We start from the raw sequence: 15,802 nt of genomic DNA on the forward strand, positions 1-15,802 counted from the left end.
GGCCACGCCCGGCGCACGGCCCGCGCACTCGACCGCGAGTGCCGCCTGCACGACGCGCGCGGCCGCAGCTACCGGACCGGTGGTGCGGCGGCCGACGCGGCGTTCGTCGATGCCGTCGAGCGGATCCTCGACCACGCCTCGGCCGAGGAGGACCGCGACGACGCCGAGCCCGGCTCCGACACCACCCCGGTCTCGCCGGAGCAGACCGGCACCCGGCGGAGCCTGCGGACCGTGGAGTGAGAGCCCAGCTCTCCTCAGGTGTCGTAGTCGACGGTCACCGCGCCGGTCACCGGCCGCGCCTGGCAGGTGAGCACGAACCCGGCTTCCACCTCGTCGTCGTCGAGGGCGAAGTTGCGGCGCATCACCACCTCGCCGCCGGAGACCTTCGCCCGGCACGTGCCGCACACCCCGCCCTTGCAGGCGAACGGCAGGTCGCCGCGCACCTTCTGGGCCGCGTCGAGCACCGACACGTCGCGGGGCAGGGTGAGAGTGGTGGCGCGGTCGTCGAGCACGACGGTGACCTCGCTCGTCTCCCCGGTCGCGGCGCTCTCGCCGCGGACGAGCTCGGGCGGCGGCTCGTCCACGTAGAACAGCTCGCGGTGCACCCGCTGCTTCGCCACTCCCAGCTCCAGCAGCACGTCCTGGGCGTCGGTGGTCATGCCCAGCGGCCCGCAGAGCCACCACTGGTCGACGTCCCCGACGTCCACGAGCGCGCCGCCGAGCAGCGCGCGGAGCCGGTCGGTGTCGAGTCGGCCCGAGAAGATCTCCGCGGCCATCGGCTCGCGGGAGAGCACGTGGATCAGCTGCAGCCGCGCACCGTAGGTGTTCTTGAGGTCGGCGAGGTCCTCGGTGAACATCACGGTGTCGGCGCGGCGGTTGCCGTAGAGCAACGTCACCTGCGTGTCGGCGTGGGCGGCGAGCACGCTCGCGGCGATCGACAGCACCGGCGTGATGCCCGACCCGGCCGCGATGAAACCGTGGTGGGTGTCCGGCGCCAGGTCCGGGGTGAACGAGCCCGACGGCGGCGCGACCTCGATCTCGTCGTCGTCGGCGAGCCGGTCCACCAGCCACTCGGAGAACAGCCCGCCGTCCACCCGCCGCACCCCCACGCGCGGGGGCGCACCGGCCGGGGCGCAGATCGAGTAGGAGCGGCGCTCCTCGCGCGGGCGGAGCCCGCCATGTGCGCTGTCGTCGACGAGCAGGCGCAGGGTCAGGTACTGCCCGGGCCGGAACGCGAACGTCTCCCGCAGGTGCTCGGGCACGGCGAAGGTGACGGCGACGGCGTCGTCGCAGAGCCTCTCGACGCCGGCCACGCGCAGCGCGTGGAACGCGGTGCGCGACGAGCCGGCGACGGTGCTGGCGGCCGTCATCAGATCTCCTTCACGTGTTCGAAAGGCTCCCGACACACGCTGCACCGGCGCAGTGCCGTGCAGGCGGTGGCGCCGAAGCGCGACATCTCGTCGGTGGCGGGCGAGCCGCACTGCGGGCAACGCACCACGGCCGGCGGCGCGACGAGCGTCAGCGGCACCGGTCCCGCGGCGCGGGGGCCCACCGGCCCGGGCGGGGCGATGCCGTGCTCGTGGAGCTTGCGGCGGCCGTCGTCGGAGATCCAGTCGGTGCTCCACGGCGGCGACAGCACCGTGCGGACCTCGACGCGCGCGAACCCGGCGTCGGCCAGCGTGGCGCGCAGGTCGTCGCGCATGACCTCGATGGCGGGGCACCCGGAGTAGGTCGGCGTGATGGTGACGGTGACGGCGTCCCCGTCCGCCCCCGCGACGACCTCGACGCCACGGATGACCCCGAGGTCCTCCAGCGTGAGCACCGGCAGCTCCGGGTCGGCCACCGCGGCGGCCACCTCCCGGGCCCGCTCCGCGGACGGCACGGCCCTCACCACGTCGCCCCCGGGTGCTGGCGCGCCAGGCTCTGCATCTCCGCCAGCACGTGGCCGAGCTGCTCGGTGTGCACGCCCTGGCGGCCGCCGCGGCCGGCGATGGTGCCGATCGGTGGGAGCTGCGGGCGCTGCAGCGTGGCGGCCGCCAGCACCTCGTCGAACACGGCGTCGACCTCGGCGCGCGTGTCGGCGGGGTCCACCGCCACCCCGGCCTCGACCAGCCGCCGCTCCACGGCGGAGATCCGGAACAGCTCCTCGACGTACGGCCAGACGCCGTCGAGCGCGGCCTGCATCCTCGCGTGCGACAGCTCGGTGCCGTCGCCGAGCCGCAGGGTCCAGCGCGCGGCGTAGTCGCGGTGGTAGGCCAGCTCCTTGACGCCCTTGCCGGCCACGGCGGCGATGACCGGGTCGGCCGAGCCGAGCAGCCGCTGCAGCAGCGCGAGCCGCCAGCTGGAGAAGATCAGCAGGCGGGCGACCGCGCGGGCGAAGTCGAGGTCGTCGCCGACCTCGGCGAGCGCCACGTTGCGGAACTGCGCCTCGCTGCGCAGGTAGGCCAGCGCGTCCTCGTCCCTTCCGGCCCCTTCGACGTGGCCCGCCCTGGCGAGCAGGACACGGGCCTGGCCGAGCAGGTCGAGCGCGGTGTTGGCGAGCGCCACCTCCTCCTCCAGCTCGGGGGCGTTGCTCACCCACTCCGAGAGGCGGTGGCCTGCGATCAGCGCGTCGTCGCCGAGCATGAGGCAGTACTCCGCGAGGTCGGACGGATCGACACCGTCCGGCACCGGCGAGGTGATCTCCGCCTGCACGTCCTCGATTCCGGTGCCGAACGCCCACTGGGAGTCGGCACCGTGCTGCTCGGTGAGGGCGTCGTAGACGTTCTCCTCGTGCTCCATGTCCGGGGTGGTCACAGGTGCGGCACGTCCTCGGGGATGACGTAGAACGTCGGGTGGCGGTAGACCTTGTCGCCGGCCGGCGCGAAGAACGGGTCCTTCTCCGCGGGGCTCGAGGCGGTGATGGCGTCGGCACGCACCACCCAGATGCTCACGCCCTCGTTGCGGCGGGTGTAGACGTCGCGGGCGTTGTGCAGGGCCATCTCGTCGTCGGCGGCGTGCAGCGAGCCGACGTGCACGTGGTTGAGGCCGCGCTTGCCGCGCACGAACACCTCGTAGAGCGGCCAGTTCCTGCGGCTCATGCAGCCACCTCCCGGCGGCCGGTCTGCTTCTCGGCGTAGGCCGTTGCGGCCTGGCGCACCCAGGCCCCGTTGTCGTGGGCCGCCTTGCGATGGGCGATGCGCTGCGCGTTGCACGGGCCGGAGCCGGCGAGCACGGCCTTGAACTCGTCCCAGTCGGGCTCGGTGTAGTCGTGGGCCTGGCGGTCGGCGTTCCACACGAGGCCCTCGTCGGGCAGCGTGATGCCGAGCGCGGCCGCCTGCGGCACGGTCATGTCGACGAAGCGCTGGCGCAGCTCGTCGTTGGTGTGGCGCTTGATGTTCCACGCCATGGACTGCTGGGAGTTGGGCGAGTCGCCGTCGGGCGGGCCGAACATCATCAGCGACGGCCACCACCAGCGGTTCACCGACTCCTGCACCATCTCGCGCTGCGCGTCGGTGCCGTTGACCATGGCCAGCAGCAGCTCGTAGCCCTGCCGCTGGTGGAACGACTCCTCCTTGCAGATGCGGATCATCGCCCGCGCGTAGGGGCCGTAGGAGCAGCGGCACAGCGGCACCTGGTTGCAGATCGCCGCGCCGTCGACGAGCCAGCCGATCGTGCCGATGTCGGCGTAGCTGAGCGTCGGGTAGTTGAAGATCGACGAGTACTTCTGCCTCGCGGTGATGAGCTTCTCGGTGAGCTCGTCACGGTCGACGCCGAGCGTCTCGGCCGCCGCGTAGAGATACATGCCGTGCCCGGCCTCGTCCTGCACCTTGGCCAGCAGGATCGCCTTGCGGCGCAGCGACGGCGCCCGCAGGATCCAGTTGCCCTCGGGCTGCATCCCGATGATCTCCGAGTGCGCGTGCTGGGCGATCTGGCGGATGAGCGTCTTCCGGTACGCCTCCGGCATCCAGTCGCGGGGCTCGATCCGCTGGTCCGCCGCGATCGTCGAGTCGAACTGGGCTTCGAAGCCGTCCACGTGCTGCCTCCTACCGAATGTTCGTTCGGTTCATGGTGCCCCACGGAGGGACGCGACGCAACCACCGCTCGGTCAGGGCCTGTGGAGGCGGAGCAGGCCGCACCCGTGGCGTGAGGTCCGCGAAGAACGGGGCGAGATCCGCCCCCGGTCAGCCCGCGGCCGGGAGGATGCCCTCGAACGCCGCGCGCGCGACGTCATCAGGGAGCTGCGCCGCGCCCGGGCGGCCCGGTCGGTACCACTCCACCACCGAGTTCACGAGCCCCGACAGCAGCCGCGCCGCCAGCGCGGGCTCGACGCCGACGCGGATCTCCCCCGCCTCGACCGCCTCGCGCACCAGCGTCGCGATCTGAGCGTCGAACGTGCGGCGCTGCTCCAGCGCCCACCGCTCGCTCTCGGTGTTGCCCCGCACGCGCAGCAGCAGCGTGACGTAGGGCAGGTCGCGCTGCAGCACCGCGATCTGCCCCCGGACGATGTGCCTCAGCCGCGCCAGCGGGGTGCCGTCGGTGGCGCCGGGCTCCTCCAGCAGCGCGAACAGGCCCGCGAGCGAGCGCTCCAGCGCCGCCCGCAGCAGCGCCTCCTTGCCCGCGAAGTGGTGGTAGAACGACGACTTCGTGATGCCCGCGGCCCGGGAGAGATCCTCCATGGACGTGGCGTCGTAGCCGCGGGTGATGAACTCCCCCACCGCCACCTCGAGCAGCGACGAGCGGTCGTGGACGGCTCTGCGGGCCCGTGCGGTGGTCACTACTTGCCCTGGAACGTCGGCCGGCGCTTCGCGAGGAAGTCGGCCACCGCGGAGACGTGGTCCTCGGTGGCGGCCAGGCGCGTCTGCGCCGCGCCCTCGGCGGCGAGCACCTCGGGCAGGGCCGACACGGCACCCATCCGCACCGCCCGCTTGACCTCCGCATAAGCCTTCGTCGGGCCCGCGGCGAGGCGGCGGGCCAGGTCGAGCGCGGCAGGCAGCACCTCCTCGGCCGGCACGACCGAGCGGACGAGCCCCCAGTTCGCCGCGTCCTCGGCGGTGAACGTCTCGTTGAGCAGCAGCAGCTCGGTGGCCCGCGAGACACCCACGGCGTGGGCGAGGCTCGCCGAGAGCCCCGAGTCGGCGGTGAGCCCGATGCCCACGAACGCGGTGGAGAACTTCAGCCCCGCGGCGGCGACCCGCAGGTCGCAGGCCAGCGCGAAGCCGAGCCCGGCGCCGACGCACGGGCCGTTGATCGCGGCGACCACCGGGAACGGCAGGTCGGACAGCGCGAGCACGATCGGGTTGTAGTGCTCGTCGACGGTGGCGAACGCTGAGGCGGGGTCGGTCTCGAGCGCCTCGGCGTGCTCGCCGAGATCCTGCCCGACGCAGAACGCCTTGCCCGCTCCCGTGATCACGGCCGCGCGGACGTCACCCTGCCCGGCCAGCGCGGTGACGGCGGCCAGCAGCGCGGTCTTCAGCTCGACGGTCAGCGCGTTGTAGCGCGCGGGCCGGTTGAGCGTGAGCACCGCGACGGCGGGATCGGTGGTGTCGCGCGCGAGGAGGACGGCCGGTTCGGTCGCCGTGTCGTCGGCTGCAGGGTCGCTCATGGGGTCATGCTAGCGGCCGACCGAACGATCGGTCGCTCAGCAGCGCGTCGATCTCGTCGCGCGGCGCCGGCCCGCCGAGCAGCCAGCCCCGCCCGACCCCGGCAGCGCCAGCAGCCGGGCCCGGTACATCGCGGAGTCGGCGGCGCGCCGCACGTCCGGGCCGTCCCCGGGCCGTCCCAGCGCGGATGAGGCGGTGCGATCACGCGAGCCCTCCCCGGCTATCGACGGCAGGGCCCGTCCGTCAGCGGCACCCGCCGGGCACGTCCGGTTCCAGCGTCTGTTCGCACGGCCCGACCCGTGCTAGCGTCGCCAACCGAACGAACGATCGGTCGAGTGGTTTGGAGGCGCCGATGGCTCCCGCACTGCGCAGCTACGTCAGCGGGAGCTGGTTCTCCCCCACCGACTCCGGGAGGCCGCTGCACGACGCGGTGACCGGCGAGGAGATCGCCCGCATCTCGTCGGCCGGCATCGACATGGGCGCCGTGCTCGACCACGGCCGCCGCGTCGGCGGTCCGGCCCTGCGCGAGCTGACCTTCCACCAGCGCGCCGGGCTGCTCAAGGCACTGGCCGGGCACCTGCGCGAGCACCGCGAGGAGCTCTACGCGGTCTCCGCGCGCACCGGCGCGACGCTCGGCGACTCGAAGTTCGACGTCGACGGCGGCATCGGCGTGCTGCAGTCCTACGCGTCCAAGGGACGCCGCGAGCTGCCCAACGACACCGTGTACGTCGACGGCGACGTGGAGCCGCTGAGCCGCGGCGGCACCTTCGTCGGTCAACACGTCGCCACCTCGCTGCACGGCGTGGCGGTGCAGGTCAACGCGTTCAACTTCCCCGTCTGGGGGCCGCTGGAGAAGTTCGCACCGGCGTTCCTCGCGGGGGTGCCGTCGGTGGTCAAGCCGGCCAGCCCGACGGCGTTCCTCACCGCGGAGCTGACGCGACTCGTCATCGAGAGCGGGCTGCTGCCGGAGGGCACCTTCCAGCTCGTCGCCGGCTCGGTCGGCGACATGTTCGACCACCTCACCGGCCAGGACCTCGTCTCGTTCACCGGCTCCGCCGCCACGGCCGCCACGCTGCGGGCGCACCCCGGCATCGTGCGCCACAGCGTCCGGTTCTCCGCGGAGGCCGACTCGCTCAACCTGTCGGTGCTCGGCCCGGACGCCGCGCCGGGCACGCCCGAGTTCGACCTCTACGTGAAGCAGCTCGTCGCGGAGATGACGGTCAAGGCCGGGCAGAAGTGCACGGCGATCCGTCGCGCGTTCGTGCCCCGGCAGCACGTCGACGCCGTCGCCGAGGCCGTGTCGGCGCGGCTGGCGAAGGTCACCGTCGGCAACCCGGCGGCCGAGGGCGTCCGGATGGGCGCGCTCGCGAGCCTGGAGCAGCGCGAGGAGGTCCGCCGCAGCGTCAAGGCGCTGGCCGACGCGGGGCGACTCGTGTTCGGCGACCCTGACAAGGTCGACGTGGTGGACGCCGACGCCGAGCGCGGCGCGTTCGTCTCGCCGATGCTGTTCGTCGGGGACCCGGAGCGCGCCGAGCCGCACGAGGTGGAGGCGTTCGGCCCGGTCTCGACGCTGCTGCCCTACACCTCCACTGTGCAGCTGATCGACTACGCCGCGCGCGGCGGGGGCAGCCTCGCGGGCTCCGTCGTCACCGGCGACACCGCGTTCGCGCGGGAGGTCGTGCTCGGCGTCGCGCCGTGGCACGGGCGGCTGCTGGTGCTCACCCAGGCCGACGCGAAGGAGTCCACCGGCCACGGCTCCCCCATGCCCCAGCTCGTGCACGGTGGCCCCGGTCGCGCGGGCGGCGGCGAGGAGATGGGCGGCATCCGCGGGCTGCTGCACCACATGCAGCGCACGGCCGTTCAGGGCGACCCGGACACGCTGACGGCGATCACCGGCCGCTGGGTGGCGGGCTCGCAGCGCCACGAGACCGACGTCCACCCGTTCCGCAAGCACCTGGAGGAGCTGCGCATCGGCGACACGATCGTCGCCGGGCCCCGCACCGTCGGCCAGGACGACGTCGAGCACTTCGCCGAGTTCACCGGCGACACGTTCTACGCCCACATGGACGCCGAGGCCGCCGCGGCGAACCCGCTGTTCGGTGAGCGGGTGGCGCACGGCTACCTCGTGGTGTCGCTGGCCGCGGGGCTGTTCGTCGACCCCGACCCCGGTCCGGTGCTCGCCAACTTCGGCGTCGACCACCTCCGGTTCCTCACGCCCGTGAAGTTCGGCGACGCGCTGACCGTGACGCTGACCTGTAAGCAGATCACGCCCCGCGACTCGGCCGGCTACGGCGAGGTGCGGTGGGACGCCGACGTCAGCCGGCAGGACGGCGAGTCCGTCGCCCGCTACGACGTGCTGACGCTGGTGGCCGAGAGGGAGGGCGGGAAGTGAGCACCCGCCGCGGCGCGGCTCCGGAGTCGGACACCCTCGACGCGCCCGAGCGCATGTCGGTCGACCAGCTGCGCGCGCTGCAGCTGGAGCGGCTGCAGTGGTCGCTGCGCCATGCCTACGACAACGTGCCCTTCTACCGGAAGAGCTTCGACGCCGCGGGCGTGCATCCCGACGACTGCACGGAGCTCGGCGACCTGCCGAAGTTCCCGATGACGACGAAGGCCGACCTGCGCGACAACTATCCTTTCGGGCTGTTCGCGGTGCCGCGCGAGAAGGTGGCGCGGGTGCACGCCTCGTCGGGCACCACGGGCCGTCCGACGGTGGTGGGCTACACCGCCCGGGACATCGACACCTGGGCCACGTGCATGGCCCGGTCGATCCGCGCGGCGGGCGGGCGGCCCGGACAGCTGCTGCACAACGCCTACGGGTACGGCCTGTTCACCGGCGGGCTCGGCGCGCACTACGGCGCCGAGAAGCTGGGCTGCACCGTCGTCCCGGTGTCGGGGGGCATGACGCCGCGGCAGGTGCAGCTGATCCAGGACTTCCGGCCCGAGGTCATCATGCTCACCCCGAGCTACATGCTGACGATCATCGACGAGTTCGAGAAACAGGGCATCGACCCGCGCTCGACGTCGCTGAAGGTCGGCATCTTCGGCGCCGAGCCGTGGACCGAGCAGATGCGCTCCGAGATCGAGGAGCGCATGAACATCCACGCCGTCGACATCTACGGGCTGTCGGAGGTGATGGGGCCCGGCGTCTCGCAGGAGTGCGTGGAGACCAAGGACGGGCTGCACATCTGGGAGGACCACTTCCTCCCCGAGGTGGTCGACACGCTCGACGGCACCCCGCTCCCGGACGGCGAGGAGGGCGAGCTGCTGTTCACCAGCCTCACCAAGGAGGCGCTGCCGATCATCCGCTACCGCACCCGTGACCTCACCCTGCTGCTGCCGGGCACCGCACGGCCGGCGATGCGCCGGATGCAGAAGATCACCGGCCGCAGCGACGACATGATCATCCTGCGCGGGGTGAACGTCTTCCCGACCCAGATCGAGGAGATCGTGCTGCGGACGGCCGGGCTGTCGCCGCACTTCCAGCTCGTGCTCTCCACGCAGGGCCGGATGGACGCGATGACCGTGCGGGTGGAGTGCCGCCCGGACACGCCTCCGGAGCGGCACGCGGGCGCGGCGGCCGAACTGGTGGCGGCGGTGAAGGAGACAGTGGGTGTCACGGTGGCCTGCGAGATCGTGGAGCCCGAGACCCTGGAGCGCTCGGTGGGCAAGCTGCAGCGGCTCAAGGACCAGCGGCGGAAGTAGATCAGGCGGCGAGCGCGAACAGGCCCTGCTCGGTGAGCCGGGCCGGCACCCGCTGACCCAGCAGTGCAGCCGCGGGGGCGATGAGGCCGGCGCGGGCCAGCCGGTGGACGGCGGCCTGGTCGCAGCAGAACCGGCCGTCGAGGAACAGGTCGGGCTCGGCTCCCCCGCCGAGCTCGGCCGTGCCTCCGGCGACCGCGCGGAGGATCGCCCGGTCCCGTCCGGTGAGGGTGCTGGTGGTGTCCATCGTGGGCTCCTTCCTCGTCGTTCGTATGGAGGAAGCATGGCGCTGCTCTGATACGTGCGGGATCACCGCGCCGGCCAGGAGCACCTGCCCACCCGAAAGGGTTCTCTCACCGTCCGGCAAGGGGCAGCCGGGCCAGCACGTCCTGGATGCGCGCGTCCCAGTAGGCCCAGTCGTGCACGCCGGGCCCGAGGTCGGACGCGACCGCGATGCCGCGGGCGGCGGCGCGGTCGAGGAAGCGCCGGTTGCCCGCGACGAGCTCGTCCTCGGTGCCGCAGCAGACGTGCAGGGCCGGCAGCAGGGCCGGATCGGCCCCGTCGAGGAGGTGGAGCAGGTCGTCCGGGCCGCCGCCGGGGCCGTCCGCGCCGAAGACGCGCTCCAGCAGCCGCGGGTCCTCCGGTCGGTGCCGGGCGGCGCGGGACAGCGCGTCCACGTCGAGCACGCCCGACAGGCTCGCGGCCGCCGCGAAACGCTCCGGCTGCCGCAGCGCCCACTTCAGCGCGCCGTAGCCACCCATGGACAGTCCCGCGACGAACGTGTCCTCGCGCCGCGTCGACACCCGGAAGAAGCCGTCGACGAGGGCGGGCAGCTCCTCGGACAGGAACGTCCAGTACCGGCCGCCGTGCACCTCGTCGGCGTAGAAGCTGCGGTGCACCTGTGGCATGACCACGGCCAGGCCGAGCGGTGCCGCGTACCGCTCGATCGACGTGCGGCGCAGCCACGTCGTGTCGTCGTCGGACAGGCCGTGCAGCAGGTAGAGCACCGGTGGCGCCCCGTCACCGGAGGCGCCCGCCATCCCGATCTGCGACGACGTGCGCTGCGGCAGGATCACCGTCATCGAGGTGCTCAGGCCGAGGGCGTCGGAGAAGAAGTCGCAGCGCAGGTGGGCCATGCGGGTGATCCTGCCAGCCGGTGATCCTTCCGGTCAGCCCTTGCGGCGCAGCACGATCCCCCGCACGAACGCCGCCTGGCCCGCGTGCTGCATGGTGTCGTTGACGACGCTGACCAGGCGCACGCCGAGCGTCACGGGCGGGTCCCAGTTCTCGTCGACCACGCGGTCGAGATCGTCGTCGGTGAGGCCGCCGCGCAGGTAGCGCACGGTCTGCGCGTGAACGGCGTCGTGGTAGCCGGCGAGCAGGTCGGCCGGCGCCCGGACCGCGGCCACGTCGGCGGTGCTGTGGCCGTAGCCGATCGCTGCGGGGTCGAACGGGAGTGCGAAGCGGTCGGCCCAGCCCTCGGCGGTCCACACCTGGTCGAGCCCCGCGACCCCCGCGATGTGGTCGTCCTGCACCCGGGTGAGGTGCCAGACGAGCCAGGCGATCGAGTTGGCGTCGTCGTCCAGGCGGAAAGCGAGCTGGTCGTCGGTGAGATCGGCGACGGCGGCGTGCACCGTCTCCTTCACGCGGTCGAAGGCGTCGACGAGCAGGCCGGAGGAGTCCATGTCCTCAGCCTTCCCCTCCCGTCGCCGGCCCACACGCCCGGGTCAGCCCGCGAGCACCCGGTTCAGCGCCGGGGCGACGTCACGGTGGGTGGCGACCGGGGCGAAGCGGCCGTGCCCGAGCCGGGCGAGATCGGCGCCGAGCGCGGCGTCGTGCTCGCCGTCGGTCTGCAGCAGCACGTGCAGCTCCGGGAAACGGCGCGCCACCGTCCGCGGGTCGGGGCCCGCGTTGTGCACCGCGTCGGTGAGCAGCACCGCGCTGCGCCGCCGCGCCGCGGAACGGGCCAGCTCGGCGTGCGCCACCGTCAACGCGAAACCGACGTTGGTCAGGCCGCGGGCCGGGATACGCAGCAGCTGGTCGAGCAGCCGCGCCGCGGACACGTGCGCCTCCAGCGGGGCGAGCAGCGCGGCGTCGGACCAGAACGCCACCACCGCCAGCTGGTCGTCCACGAGGTCGGCCGACAGCGCCGCCACCGTGGCCGCGGCCATCTTCACCTTCTCCCCGCGCATCGACCCGGACACGTCGACGATCAGCACCACCGCGCGGCGCGAGCGCATGCGTTCCCGCACGACGATGTCGGTGTCATCCGGGTGAGGCCGCTCGGTGAGCACCTCGATCGTGCGGTCGAGGTCGATGTCGTCGGACCGGTAGCGGTACGGGACGCTCGCGAGCTTCCCGGCCCCGCGCTCGGCCCGCGGGTCGCGCGGGCGGCGCCGGATCGACAGCCGCCGCGCGATCCGCTGCGCCATCACGGCCACCTCGTGGTCGGGCGCGCGCTCCTCCACCAGCTCGCCGATGTCACGCAGCACGGCCCGCTGGTGGGTGACCAGCACGCCCTGACCGCCCGCGGCCTGCGTCAGCTCGCCCGTGCCGCGGTCGGCGAGGTCGACGTCGACGACGAGCGGGCTACCCGATCCCTGCTGGTAGAGCGCCGGGGCCTCGGCCAGCTGCTTGGGCCTGCGCCGCAGCGGAGCCAGGCCACGGCGGTCACCCGATGCCGGCAGCTGGACCGCGTTGTCGACGTCTAACCGGTGGGGCCCCGGCGCCGCGCGCCGGGGAGCGAGAAAAAATGGTTCTCCCAGATCTCGGTGATCACCGCCTCCGGGGTCATGTCGCTCGCCTCGTCCACGTCGATGCGGCCCGAGAGCGCGAGCAGCGCCGCGTCCAGCACGATCCGCTCGCGGTCCGGGTAGGAGCCCAGCAGTTCCAGCTCCCCGGCGATGGCCGTCAGGTCGATCGCCCCGCGCACCGAGGACCCCCGCCGCAGCTGCGGGTGCGACCGCGTGGCCCGCGTGATCGCCACCGCGTCGGCCACCAGCAGCTCGTCGGTGGAACCGGTGCGCACCGCGACGATGTCGGCCTCCTCCGCCGCGCCCTGGTAGCCCACGGCGAGCCGGCACCAGCGGTCGTACACGGAGTCGGAGATCCGCGCGGTGCCCACGTTGTCGAACGGGTTCATCGACGCCAGCACCCGGAACGTGGGCAACGCGGTGATCACTCCGACCCGCGGCACCCTCACCTCCCGCTCCGCCATCGCCCCCAGCAGGACGTTGAGCGTGTCCTCCGGCGCCCGGTTGAGCTCCTCGATGTAGAGGAACCCGCCACCCCGCATCGCCTCCACCAGCGGACCGGGCACGAAGTTCTCCGACGAGTAGTCCTCACGCAGCACCCGGGCCGGGTTGTGGTGACCCACCAGCCGCGCCGGGGTCAGCTCGGCATTGCCCTCCACCAGCACGAACGGCACACCCCAGTTCGCGGTGATCGCGCGCAGCATCGTCGACTTCGACGTGCCCGGCGGCCCCTCCAGCAGGATGTCCCGGCCTGCGGACACCGCCGCGAGCGTGAGGTCCAGCTCCCGGCGGCGCCCGACGACGCCGTCGGCGATCGCGTCGCGGCGGGCCCGGCTCGTGGTCGGCCGGGCCGCCAGGTCGATCCGCGTCGGTTCTGGCATCGGGTAGTGACCTCCTGGTCGTGATCCGTCCGGAACTGGTCTACTTCGCCAGGCTCTACTTCTGCAAGAACCCCGCGTCCACCGGGAGCGTCGTCCCTGTGACGTAACGGGCCTCGTCGGAGGCCAGCCACAGCACCGCGTTGGAGATGTCGACGGGCTCGACCATCTCGACCGGCAGCAGGTTCTGCATGTTGGACGAGAAGTCGGGGCTCTCCAGGAAGGTCGCCATGTAGTCGTTGACCACCATGGGCGTGTTGACCCCGGTCGGGTGCACCGTGTTCACCCGGATCGAGTGCTGTGCCAGCTCGATCGCCAGTGTCCGCATCAGCCCGACCACGCCGTGCTTCGCGGCGTCGTAGTGCGCGATGCCGGCCATGCCCTTGATGCCCGCCGTCGAGCTGGTCAGGATGATCGACCCGCCGTTGCCCGCGGCGATCATCGACGGCACCGCGGCCTTGACGGTCTTCCAGACGCCGGTGAGGTTGACCGCGATCATCTCCTCCCAGGCGTCCTCCTCGAGCGTCCAGGCGTTCTCGGCGAACGAGGCGATGCCCGCGTTCGCGCTGATGACGTCGAGCCTGCCCAGCTCGGCCACGCCCTCCTCGACGATCGCGCGCACCGCGGCGGTGTCCCGCACGTCCGCCTCACGGGCGATGATGCGCCGGTCGAGGTCCTCCACCTGCCGCGCGGTCTCCTTGAGGTCCTCCGGCACCGCCATCGGGTAGGGCACGGAGGCGAGCTGACCGCAGACGTCGAACGCGATGATGTCCGCGCCCTCCTGCGCCAGCCGCACCGCGTGCGACCGCCCCTGCCCTCGCGCCGCTCCCGACACCAGCGCGACCTTGCCCTCGAGCCGTCCAGCCATGGTCTGTAGCTCCTTCGTGTCGGTACGGGTCAGCCTGCGTTGGCCGCGTTCATGCCGGCGGCGACGGCGATGGTCTCCCCGGTGACGTACCGGGCCTCGTCGGAGCAGAGGAACATCATCGTGTTGGAGATGTCGATCGGCTCCACCCACGGCACCGGGATCGCGTTGAGCGTCTGGAACGCCGGGGCGGCGTCCTCGCGCGTGGGGTTCTCCGCGTCGGGCAGGAAGAGCGCGTACGCCGCGGGGTTCTGGATCATGTCGGTGTCCACGTTCGTCGGGCAGACGGCGTTGACCGTGATCCCGTTGCCACCGACCTCCAGGGCCGTCGACTTGACGAGACCGATCACACCCCACTTCGCCGCCACGTAGTGGCCGACGTTGGCGAAGCCCAGCTTGCCCGCCATGGACGAGGTGGCGACGATCCGGCCGTATCCCTGTTCGATCATCGTGGGCAGCACCGCCCGGATGGCGTGGAAGACACCGGTCAGATTGGTGTCGATCATCTGTTGCCACTTGTCCTCCTCCATCTCCGCGATGGTGGAGAACGAGAAGATCCCGGCGTTGGCCAACAGGAAGTCGACCCGCCCCAGCTCGGTGAGCGCGCGCTCGACGAACGCCTGCACCTGGCCGCCGTCGCGCACGTCAGCGGTGACCCCGATGCAACGGCGGTCCAGCTCCTCGACCAGCTTCACGGTCTCGTCCAGGTCGGCGGACCGCGACATCGGATAGGGCACCGTGTCGATCTGCGCCGCGATGTCGCAGAAGGCCACGTCGGCGCCCTCACGGGCGAACGCGAGCGCGTGCGAGCGCCCCTGCCCACGTGCACCACCGGTGATCAGGACGACCTTGCCGTCGAACTTGCCCATTGCTCCTCCTCGAGCTCGTGGGTGGAAGACCTTCAGCGGGCCAGCGCACCCCCGTCGACCGCGAGGCAGTGGCCGGTGACGTGCCGCGCGGCGTCGCTGAGCAGCCACAGCAGCGCCCCGGTGACCTCCGCCGCCGGGATCACCTCCACCAGCAGCTGGTCGTGCAACCACCGCTTGTGGACGTCGTCGGTGGTCAGGCCGAGCTCGTCGGCGAGTCCGGCGAGCATCGGGGAGTCCACCGATCCCGGCAGGATCGCGTTGACCGTGACCGCGTCGCCGGCCAGCTCGATCGCCATCGCGCGGGTCAGCCCGACGACGCCGTGCTTGGCCGCGACGTAGTGGGCGAACTCCGGGATCGCCCGCACACCGCCCGTCGAGGCGATGTGCACGATCCGCCCGCGCGGAGAGCGGCGCAGGTACGCAGCGGCCGCCTTCGTCGTTCGCCAGACCCCGGAGAGGTTCGTGTCGACGACGGCGCCCCACTGCTGCTCGGACAGCTCCCAGAACGGCGCGCTCGTGACGATGGCCGCGTTGTTGACGAGCACGTCGAGGCGACCGAACGCCTCGACGGTGGCGGTGACGGCGGCCTGCACGTCACCGGCCTCGCGGACGTCGGCCACGAGCGGCAGTGCCCGGCCGCCGAGCTCGCGGATCTCGGCGACCACGGCGTCGAGCTCGGCGCGGGAGGCCAGCGGGTAGGACGGGACGTCCAGGTCGCGGCAGACGTCCAGCGCGGCGACGGCCGCGCCCACCTCGGCCAGCGCCAGGCAGTGCGACCGGCCCTGACCACGTGCGGCGCCGGTGACCATCGCGACCTGCCCGCTGAGGTCGGGGACCACGGACGCGCGGAGATCGGACATGCCGGATCTCCTTCCCGAACCGTCGAACCGTTCAGAACCGTCGAAGATCCGACGCTGAACTGTGCAGTTCCGTCGGGACGGCCGCGTTGAGTGAGGTGTACCACGGACAACTGAAGGTGCTCAAACCGTTGCTGGTCGGATCCGTACGGATCCGCGCATGACGGGCCCGCGATGACCCCGGGCGCGCGCTGGCTGTCGGTCGGCGAAGCCAGCCGCGCGCTCGGCATGAGCCGAACGACGCTGCTCGCGGCCGAGGAGGCCGGGCTCGTCGCGCCGATGCGCACGCCCGGCGG

Annotated in this window: 19 protein-coding genes; 4 read left to right on the forward strand and 15 right to left on the reverse strand. The window is 72.5% G+C overall.

The features are described 5' to 3' along the window. Positions 1 to 240 (forward strand): hypothetical protein (locus JWR81_RS14535; RefSeq protein WP_297651621.1); only part of this gene is annotated, 240 nt, incomplete at its 5' end. Between the two features lie 14 nt (positions 241 to 254). Here the strand turns inward: JWR81_RS14535 and paaE are convergent. From paaE to JWR81_RS14570, 7 genes are all read right to left on the reverse strand, one after another. Then, positions 255 to 1,370 (reverse strand): 1,2-phenylacetyl-CoA epoxidase subunit PaaE, encoded by a 1,116-nt coding sequence (gene paaE / locus JWR81_RS14540; protein ID WP_297651624.1) that lies wholly within the window; start codon positions 1,368 to 1,370, stop codon positions 255 to 257. After that, positions 1,370 to 1,882 carry a 1,2-phenylacetyl-CoA epoxidase subunit PaaD gene (paaD, locus tag JWR81_RS14545; protein WP_297651627.1) on the reverse strand — a complete coding sequence of 171 codons (513 nt, stop codon included), beginning with the start codon at positions 1,880 to 1,882 and terminating at the stop codon, positions 1,370 to 1,372. Before paaD ends, paaE begins: the two co-directional genes overlap by 1 nt. Positions 1,883 to 1,887: 5 nt before the next feature. Further along, complete coding sequence (paaC, locus tag JWR81_RS14550; protein ID WP_297651672.1) at positions 1,888 to 2,781, reverse strand: 1,2-phenylacetyl-CoA epoxidase subunit PaaC; 894 nt, start codon at positions 2,779 to 2,781, stop codon at positions 1,888 to 1,890. An 11-nt stretch (positions 2,782 to 2,792) separates the two neighbouring features. After that, a complete protein-coding gene (paaB, locus tag JWR81_RS14555; protein ID WP_297651630.1) occupies positions 2,793 to 3,080 on the reverse strand; it encodes a 1,2-phenylacetyl-CoA epoxidase subunit PaaB in 288 nt (95 codons plus the stop codon). After that, positions 3,077 to 4,015, reverse strand: coding sequence for a 1,2-phenylacetyl-CoA epoxidase subunit PaaA (gene paaA, locus JWR81_RS14560; protein ID WP_297651633.1), 939 nt, complete (start codon positions 4,013 to 4,015; stop codon positions 3,077 to 3,079). The genes paaB and paaA overlap by 4 nt, the downstream gene beginning before the upstream one ends. A 148-nt stretch (positions 4,016 to 4,163) precedes the next feature. Continuing rightward, positions 4,164 to 4,757: a TetR/AcrR family transcriptional regulator gene (locus JWR81_RS14565; RefSeq protein ID WP_297651636.1), complete on the reverse strand. Its 594-nt coding sequence runs from the start codon at positions 4,755 to 4,757 to the stop codon at positions 4,164 to 4,166. After that, positions 4,757 to 5,584: an enoyl-CoA hydratase-related protein gene (locus JWR81_RS14570; protein WP_297651639.1), complete on the reverse strand. Its 828-nt coding sequence runs from the start codon at positions 5,582 to 5,584 to the stop codon at positions 4,757 to 4,759. The genes JWR81_RS14565 and JWR81_RS14570 overlap by 1 nt, the downstream gene beginning before the upstream one ends. Positions 5,585 to 5,934: 350 nt before the next feature. Between JWR81_RS14570 and paaZ the strand changes: the two genes are divergently transcribed. Next, positions 5,935 to 7,974, forward strand: a complete 2,040-nt coding sequence (gene paaZ, locus JWR81_RS14575; RefSeq protein ID WP_297651642.1) for a phenylacetic acid degradation bifunctional protein PaaZ — start codon at positions 5,935 to 5,937, stop codon at positions 7,972 to 7,974. Positions 7,975 to 8,027: 53 nt separating this feature from the next. Then, positions 8,028 to 9,287 carry a phenylacetate--CoA ligase PaaK gene (paaK, locus tag JWR81_RS14580; protein WP_297651675.1) on the forward strand — a complete coding sequence of 420 codons (1,260 nt, stop codon included), beginning with the start codon at positions 8,028 to 8,030 and terminating at the stop codon, positions 9,285 to 9,287. 1 nt (position 9,288) lies between these two features. On the opposite strand, the gene JWR81_RS14585 is transcribed toward paaK, so the two are convergent. The 4 genes from JWR81_RS14585 to JWR81_RS14600 form a co-directional block, all read right to left on the reverse strand. Beyond that, a complete protein-coding gene (locus tag JWR81_RS14585; protein WP_297651646.1) occupies positions 9,289 to 9,531 on the reverse strand; it encodes a hypothetical protein in 243 nt (80 codons plus the stop codon). A 106-nt stretch (positions 9,532 to 9,637) separates the two neighbouring features. Continuing rightward, on the reverse strand, positions 9,638 to 10,420 hold the full coding sequence (locus tag JWR81_RS14590; protein WP_297651648.1) for an alpha/beta hydrolase family protein: 783 nt from the start codon (positions 10,418 to 10,420) through the stop codon (positions 9,638 to 9,640). A gap of 33 nt (positions 10,421 to 10,453) precedes the next feature. Then, the gene (locus JWR81_RS14595; protein ID WP_297651651.1) at positions 10,454 to 10,969 is read right to left on the reverse strand and encodes a DUF664 domain-containing protein; all 516 of its coding nucleotides are present in this window, start codon (positions 10,967 to 10,969) and stop codon (positions 10,454 to 10,456) included. Between the two features lie 42 nt (positions 10,970 to 11,011). After that, positions 11,012 to 11,800, reverse strand: coding sequence for a VWA domain-containing protein (locus tag JWR81_RS14600; RefSeq protein ID WP_297651654.1), 789 nt, complete (start codon positions 11,798 to 11,800; stop codon positions 11,012 to 11,014). On the opposite strand from JWR81_RS14600, the gene JWR81_RS14605 reads away from it, so the two are divergent. Next, positions 11,786 to 11,995, forward strand: a complete 210-nt coding sequence (locus tag JWR81_RS14605) for a hypothetical protein (protein WP_297651657.1) — start codon at positions 11,786 to 11,788, stop codon at positions 11,993 to 11,995. The genes JWR81_RS14600 and JWR81_RS14605 overlap by 15 nt on opposite strands. On the opposite strand, the gene JWR81_RS14610 is transcribed toward JWR81_RS14605, so the two are convergent. Genes JWR81_RS14610 through JWR81_RS14625 form a run of 4 tightly spaced genes read right to left on the reverse strand, consistent with a single transcriptional unit; the run spans position 11,992 to position 15,509 of the window. Continuing rightward, entirely contained in the window at positions 11,992 to 12,918 is a 927-nt protein-coding gene (locus JWR81_RS14610; protein ID WP_297651660.1) for a MoxR family ATPase, read from the reverse strand. The two genes, JWR81_RS14605 and JWR81_RS14610, sit on opposite strands and share 4 nt — an antisense overlap. Positions 12,919 to 12,973: 55 nt before the next feature. After that, positions 12,974 to 13,783 (reverse strand): mycofactocin-coupled SDR family oxidoreductase, encoded by an 810-nt coding sequence (locus JWR81_RS14615; protein ID WP_297651663.1) that lies wholly within the window; start codon positions 13,781 to 13,783, stop codon positions 12,974 to 12,976. A gap of 29 nt (positions 13,784 to 13,812) precedes the next feature. After that, positions 13,813 to 14,649 carry a mycofactocin-coupled SDR family oxidoreductase gene (locus tag JWR81_RS14620; RefSeq protein WP_297651666.1) on the reverse strand — a complete coding sequence of 279 codons (837 nt, stop codon included), beginning with the start codon at positions 14,647 to 14,649 and terminating at the stop codon, positions 13,813 to 13,815. 32 nt (positions 14,650 to 14,681) lie between these two features. Continuing rightward, complete coding sequence (locus JWR81_RS14625; RefSeq protein WP_297651669.1) at positions 14,682 to 15,509, reverse strand: SDR family oxidoreductase; 828 nt, start codon at positions 15,507 to 15,509, stop codon at positions 14,682 to 14,684. Between the last annotated feature and the right edge of the window lie 293 nt (positions 15,510 to 15,802).

The sequence above is a fragment of the Pseudonocardia sp. genome (assembly GCF_025965585.1).
GTDB lineage: Bacteria > Actinomycetota > Actinomycetes > Mycobacteriales > Pseudonocardiaceae > Pseudonocardia.

What these genes read in the sequence shown, in the direction of transcription:
- paaE (WP_297651624.1), bottom strand. Translation starts at nt 1,370, where the DNA reads ATGACGGCCGCCAGCACCGTCGCCGGCTCGTCGCGCACCGCGTTCCAC.
- paaC (WP_297651672.1), bottom strand. Translation starts at nt 2,781, where the DNA reads ATGGAGCACGAGGAGAACGTCTACGACGCCCTCACCGAGCAGCACGGT.
- paaB (WP_297651630.1), bottom strand. Translation starts at nt 3,080, where the DNA reads ATGAGCCGCAGGAACTGGCCGCTCTACGAGGTGTTCGTGCGCGGCAAG.
- JWR81_RS14570 (WP_297651639.1), bottom strand. Translation starts at nt 5,584, where the DNA reads ATGAGCGACCCTGCAGCCGACGACACGGCGACCGAACCGGCCGTCCTC.
- paaZ (WP_297651642.1), top strand. Translation starts at nt 5,935, where the DNA reads ATGGCTCCCGCACTGCGCAGCTACGTCAGCGGGAGCTGGTTCTCCCCC.
- paaK (WP_297651675.1), top strand. Translation starts at nt 8,028, where the DNA reads ATGTCGGTCGACCAGCTGCGCGCGCTGCAGCTGGAGCGGCTGCAGTGG.
- JWR81_RS14585 (WP_297651646.1), bottom strand. Translation starts at nt 9,531, where the DNA reads ATGGACACCACCAGCACCCTCACCGGACGGGACCGGGCGATCCTCCGC.
- JWR81_RS14590 (WP_297651648.1), bottom strand. Translation starts at nt 10,420, where the DNA reads ATGGCCCACCTGCGCTGCGACTTCTTCTCCGACGCCCTCGGCCTGAGC.
- JWR81_RS14595 (WP_297651651.1), bottom strand. Translation starts at nt 10,969, where the DNA reads ATGGACTCCTCCGGCCTGCTCGTCGACGCCTTCGACCGCGTGAAGGAG.
- JWR81_RS14610 (WP_297651660.1), bottom strand. Translation starts at nt 12,918, where the DNA reads ATGCCAGAACCGACGCGGATCGACCTGGCGGCCCGGCCGACCACGAGC.
- JWR81_RS14615 (WP_297651663.1), bottom strand. Translation starts at nt 13,783, where the DNA reads ATGGCTGGACGGCTCGAGGGCAAGGTCGCGCTGGTGTCGGGAGCGGCG.
- JWR81_RS14620 (WP_297651666.1), bottom strand. Translation starts at nt 14,649, where the DNA reads ATGGGCAAGTTCGACGGCAAGGTCGTCCTGATCACCGGTGGTGCACGT.
- JWR81_RS14625 (WP_297651669.1), bottom strand. Translation starts at nt 15,509, where the DNA reads ATGTCCGATCTCCGCGCGTCCGTGGTCCCCGACCTCAGCGGGCAGGTC.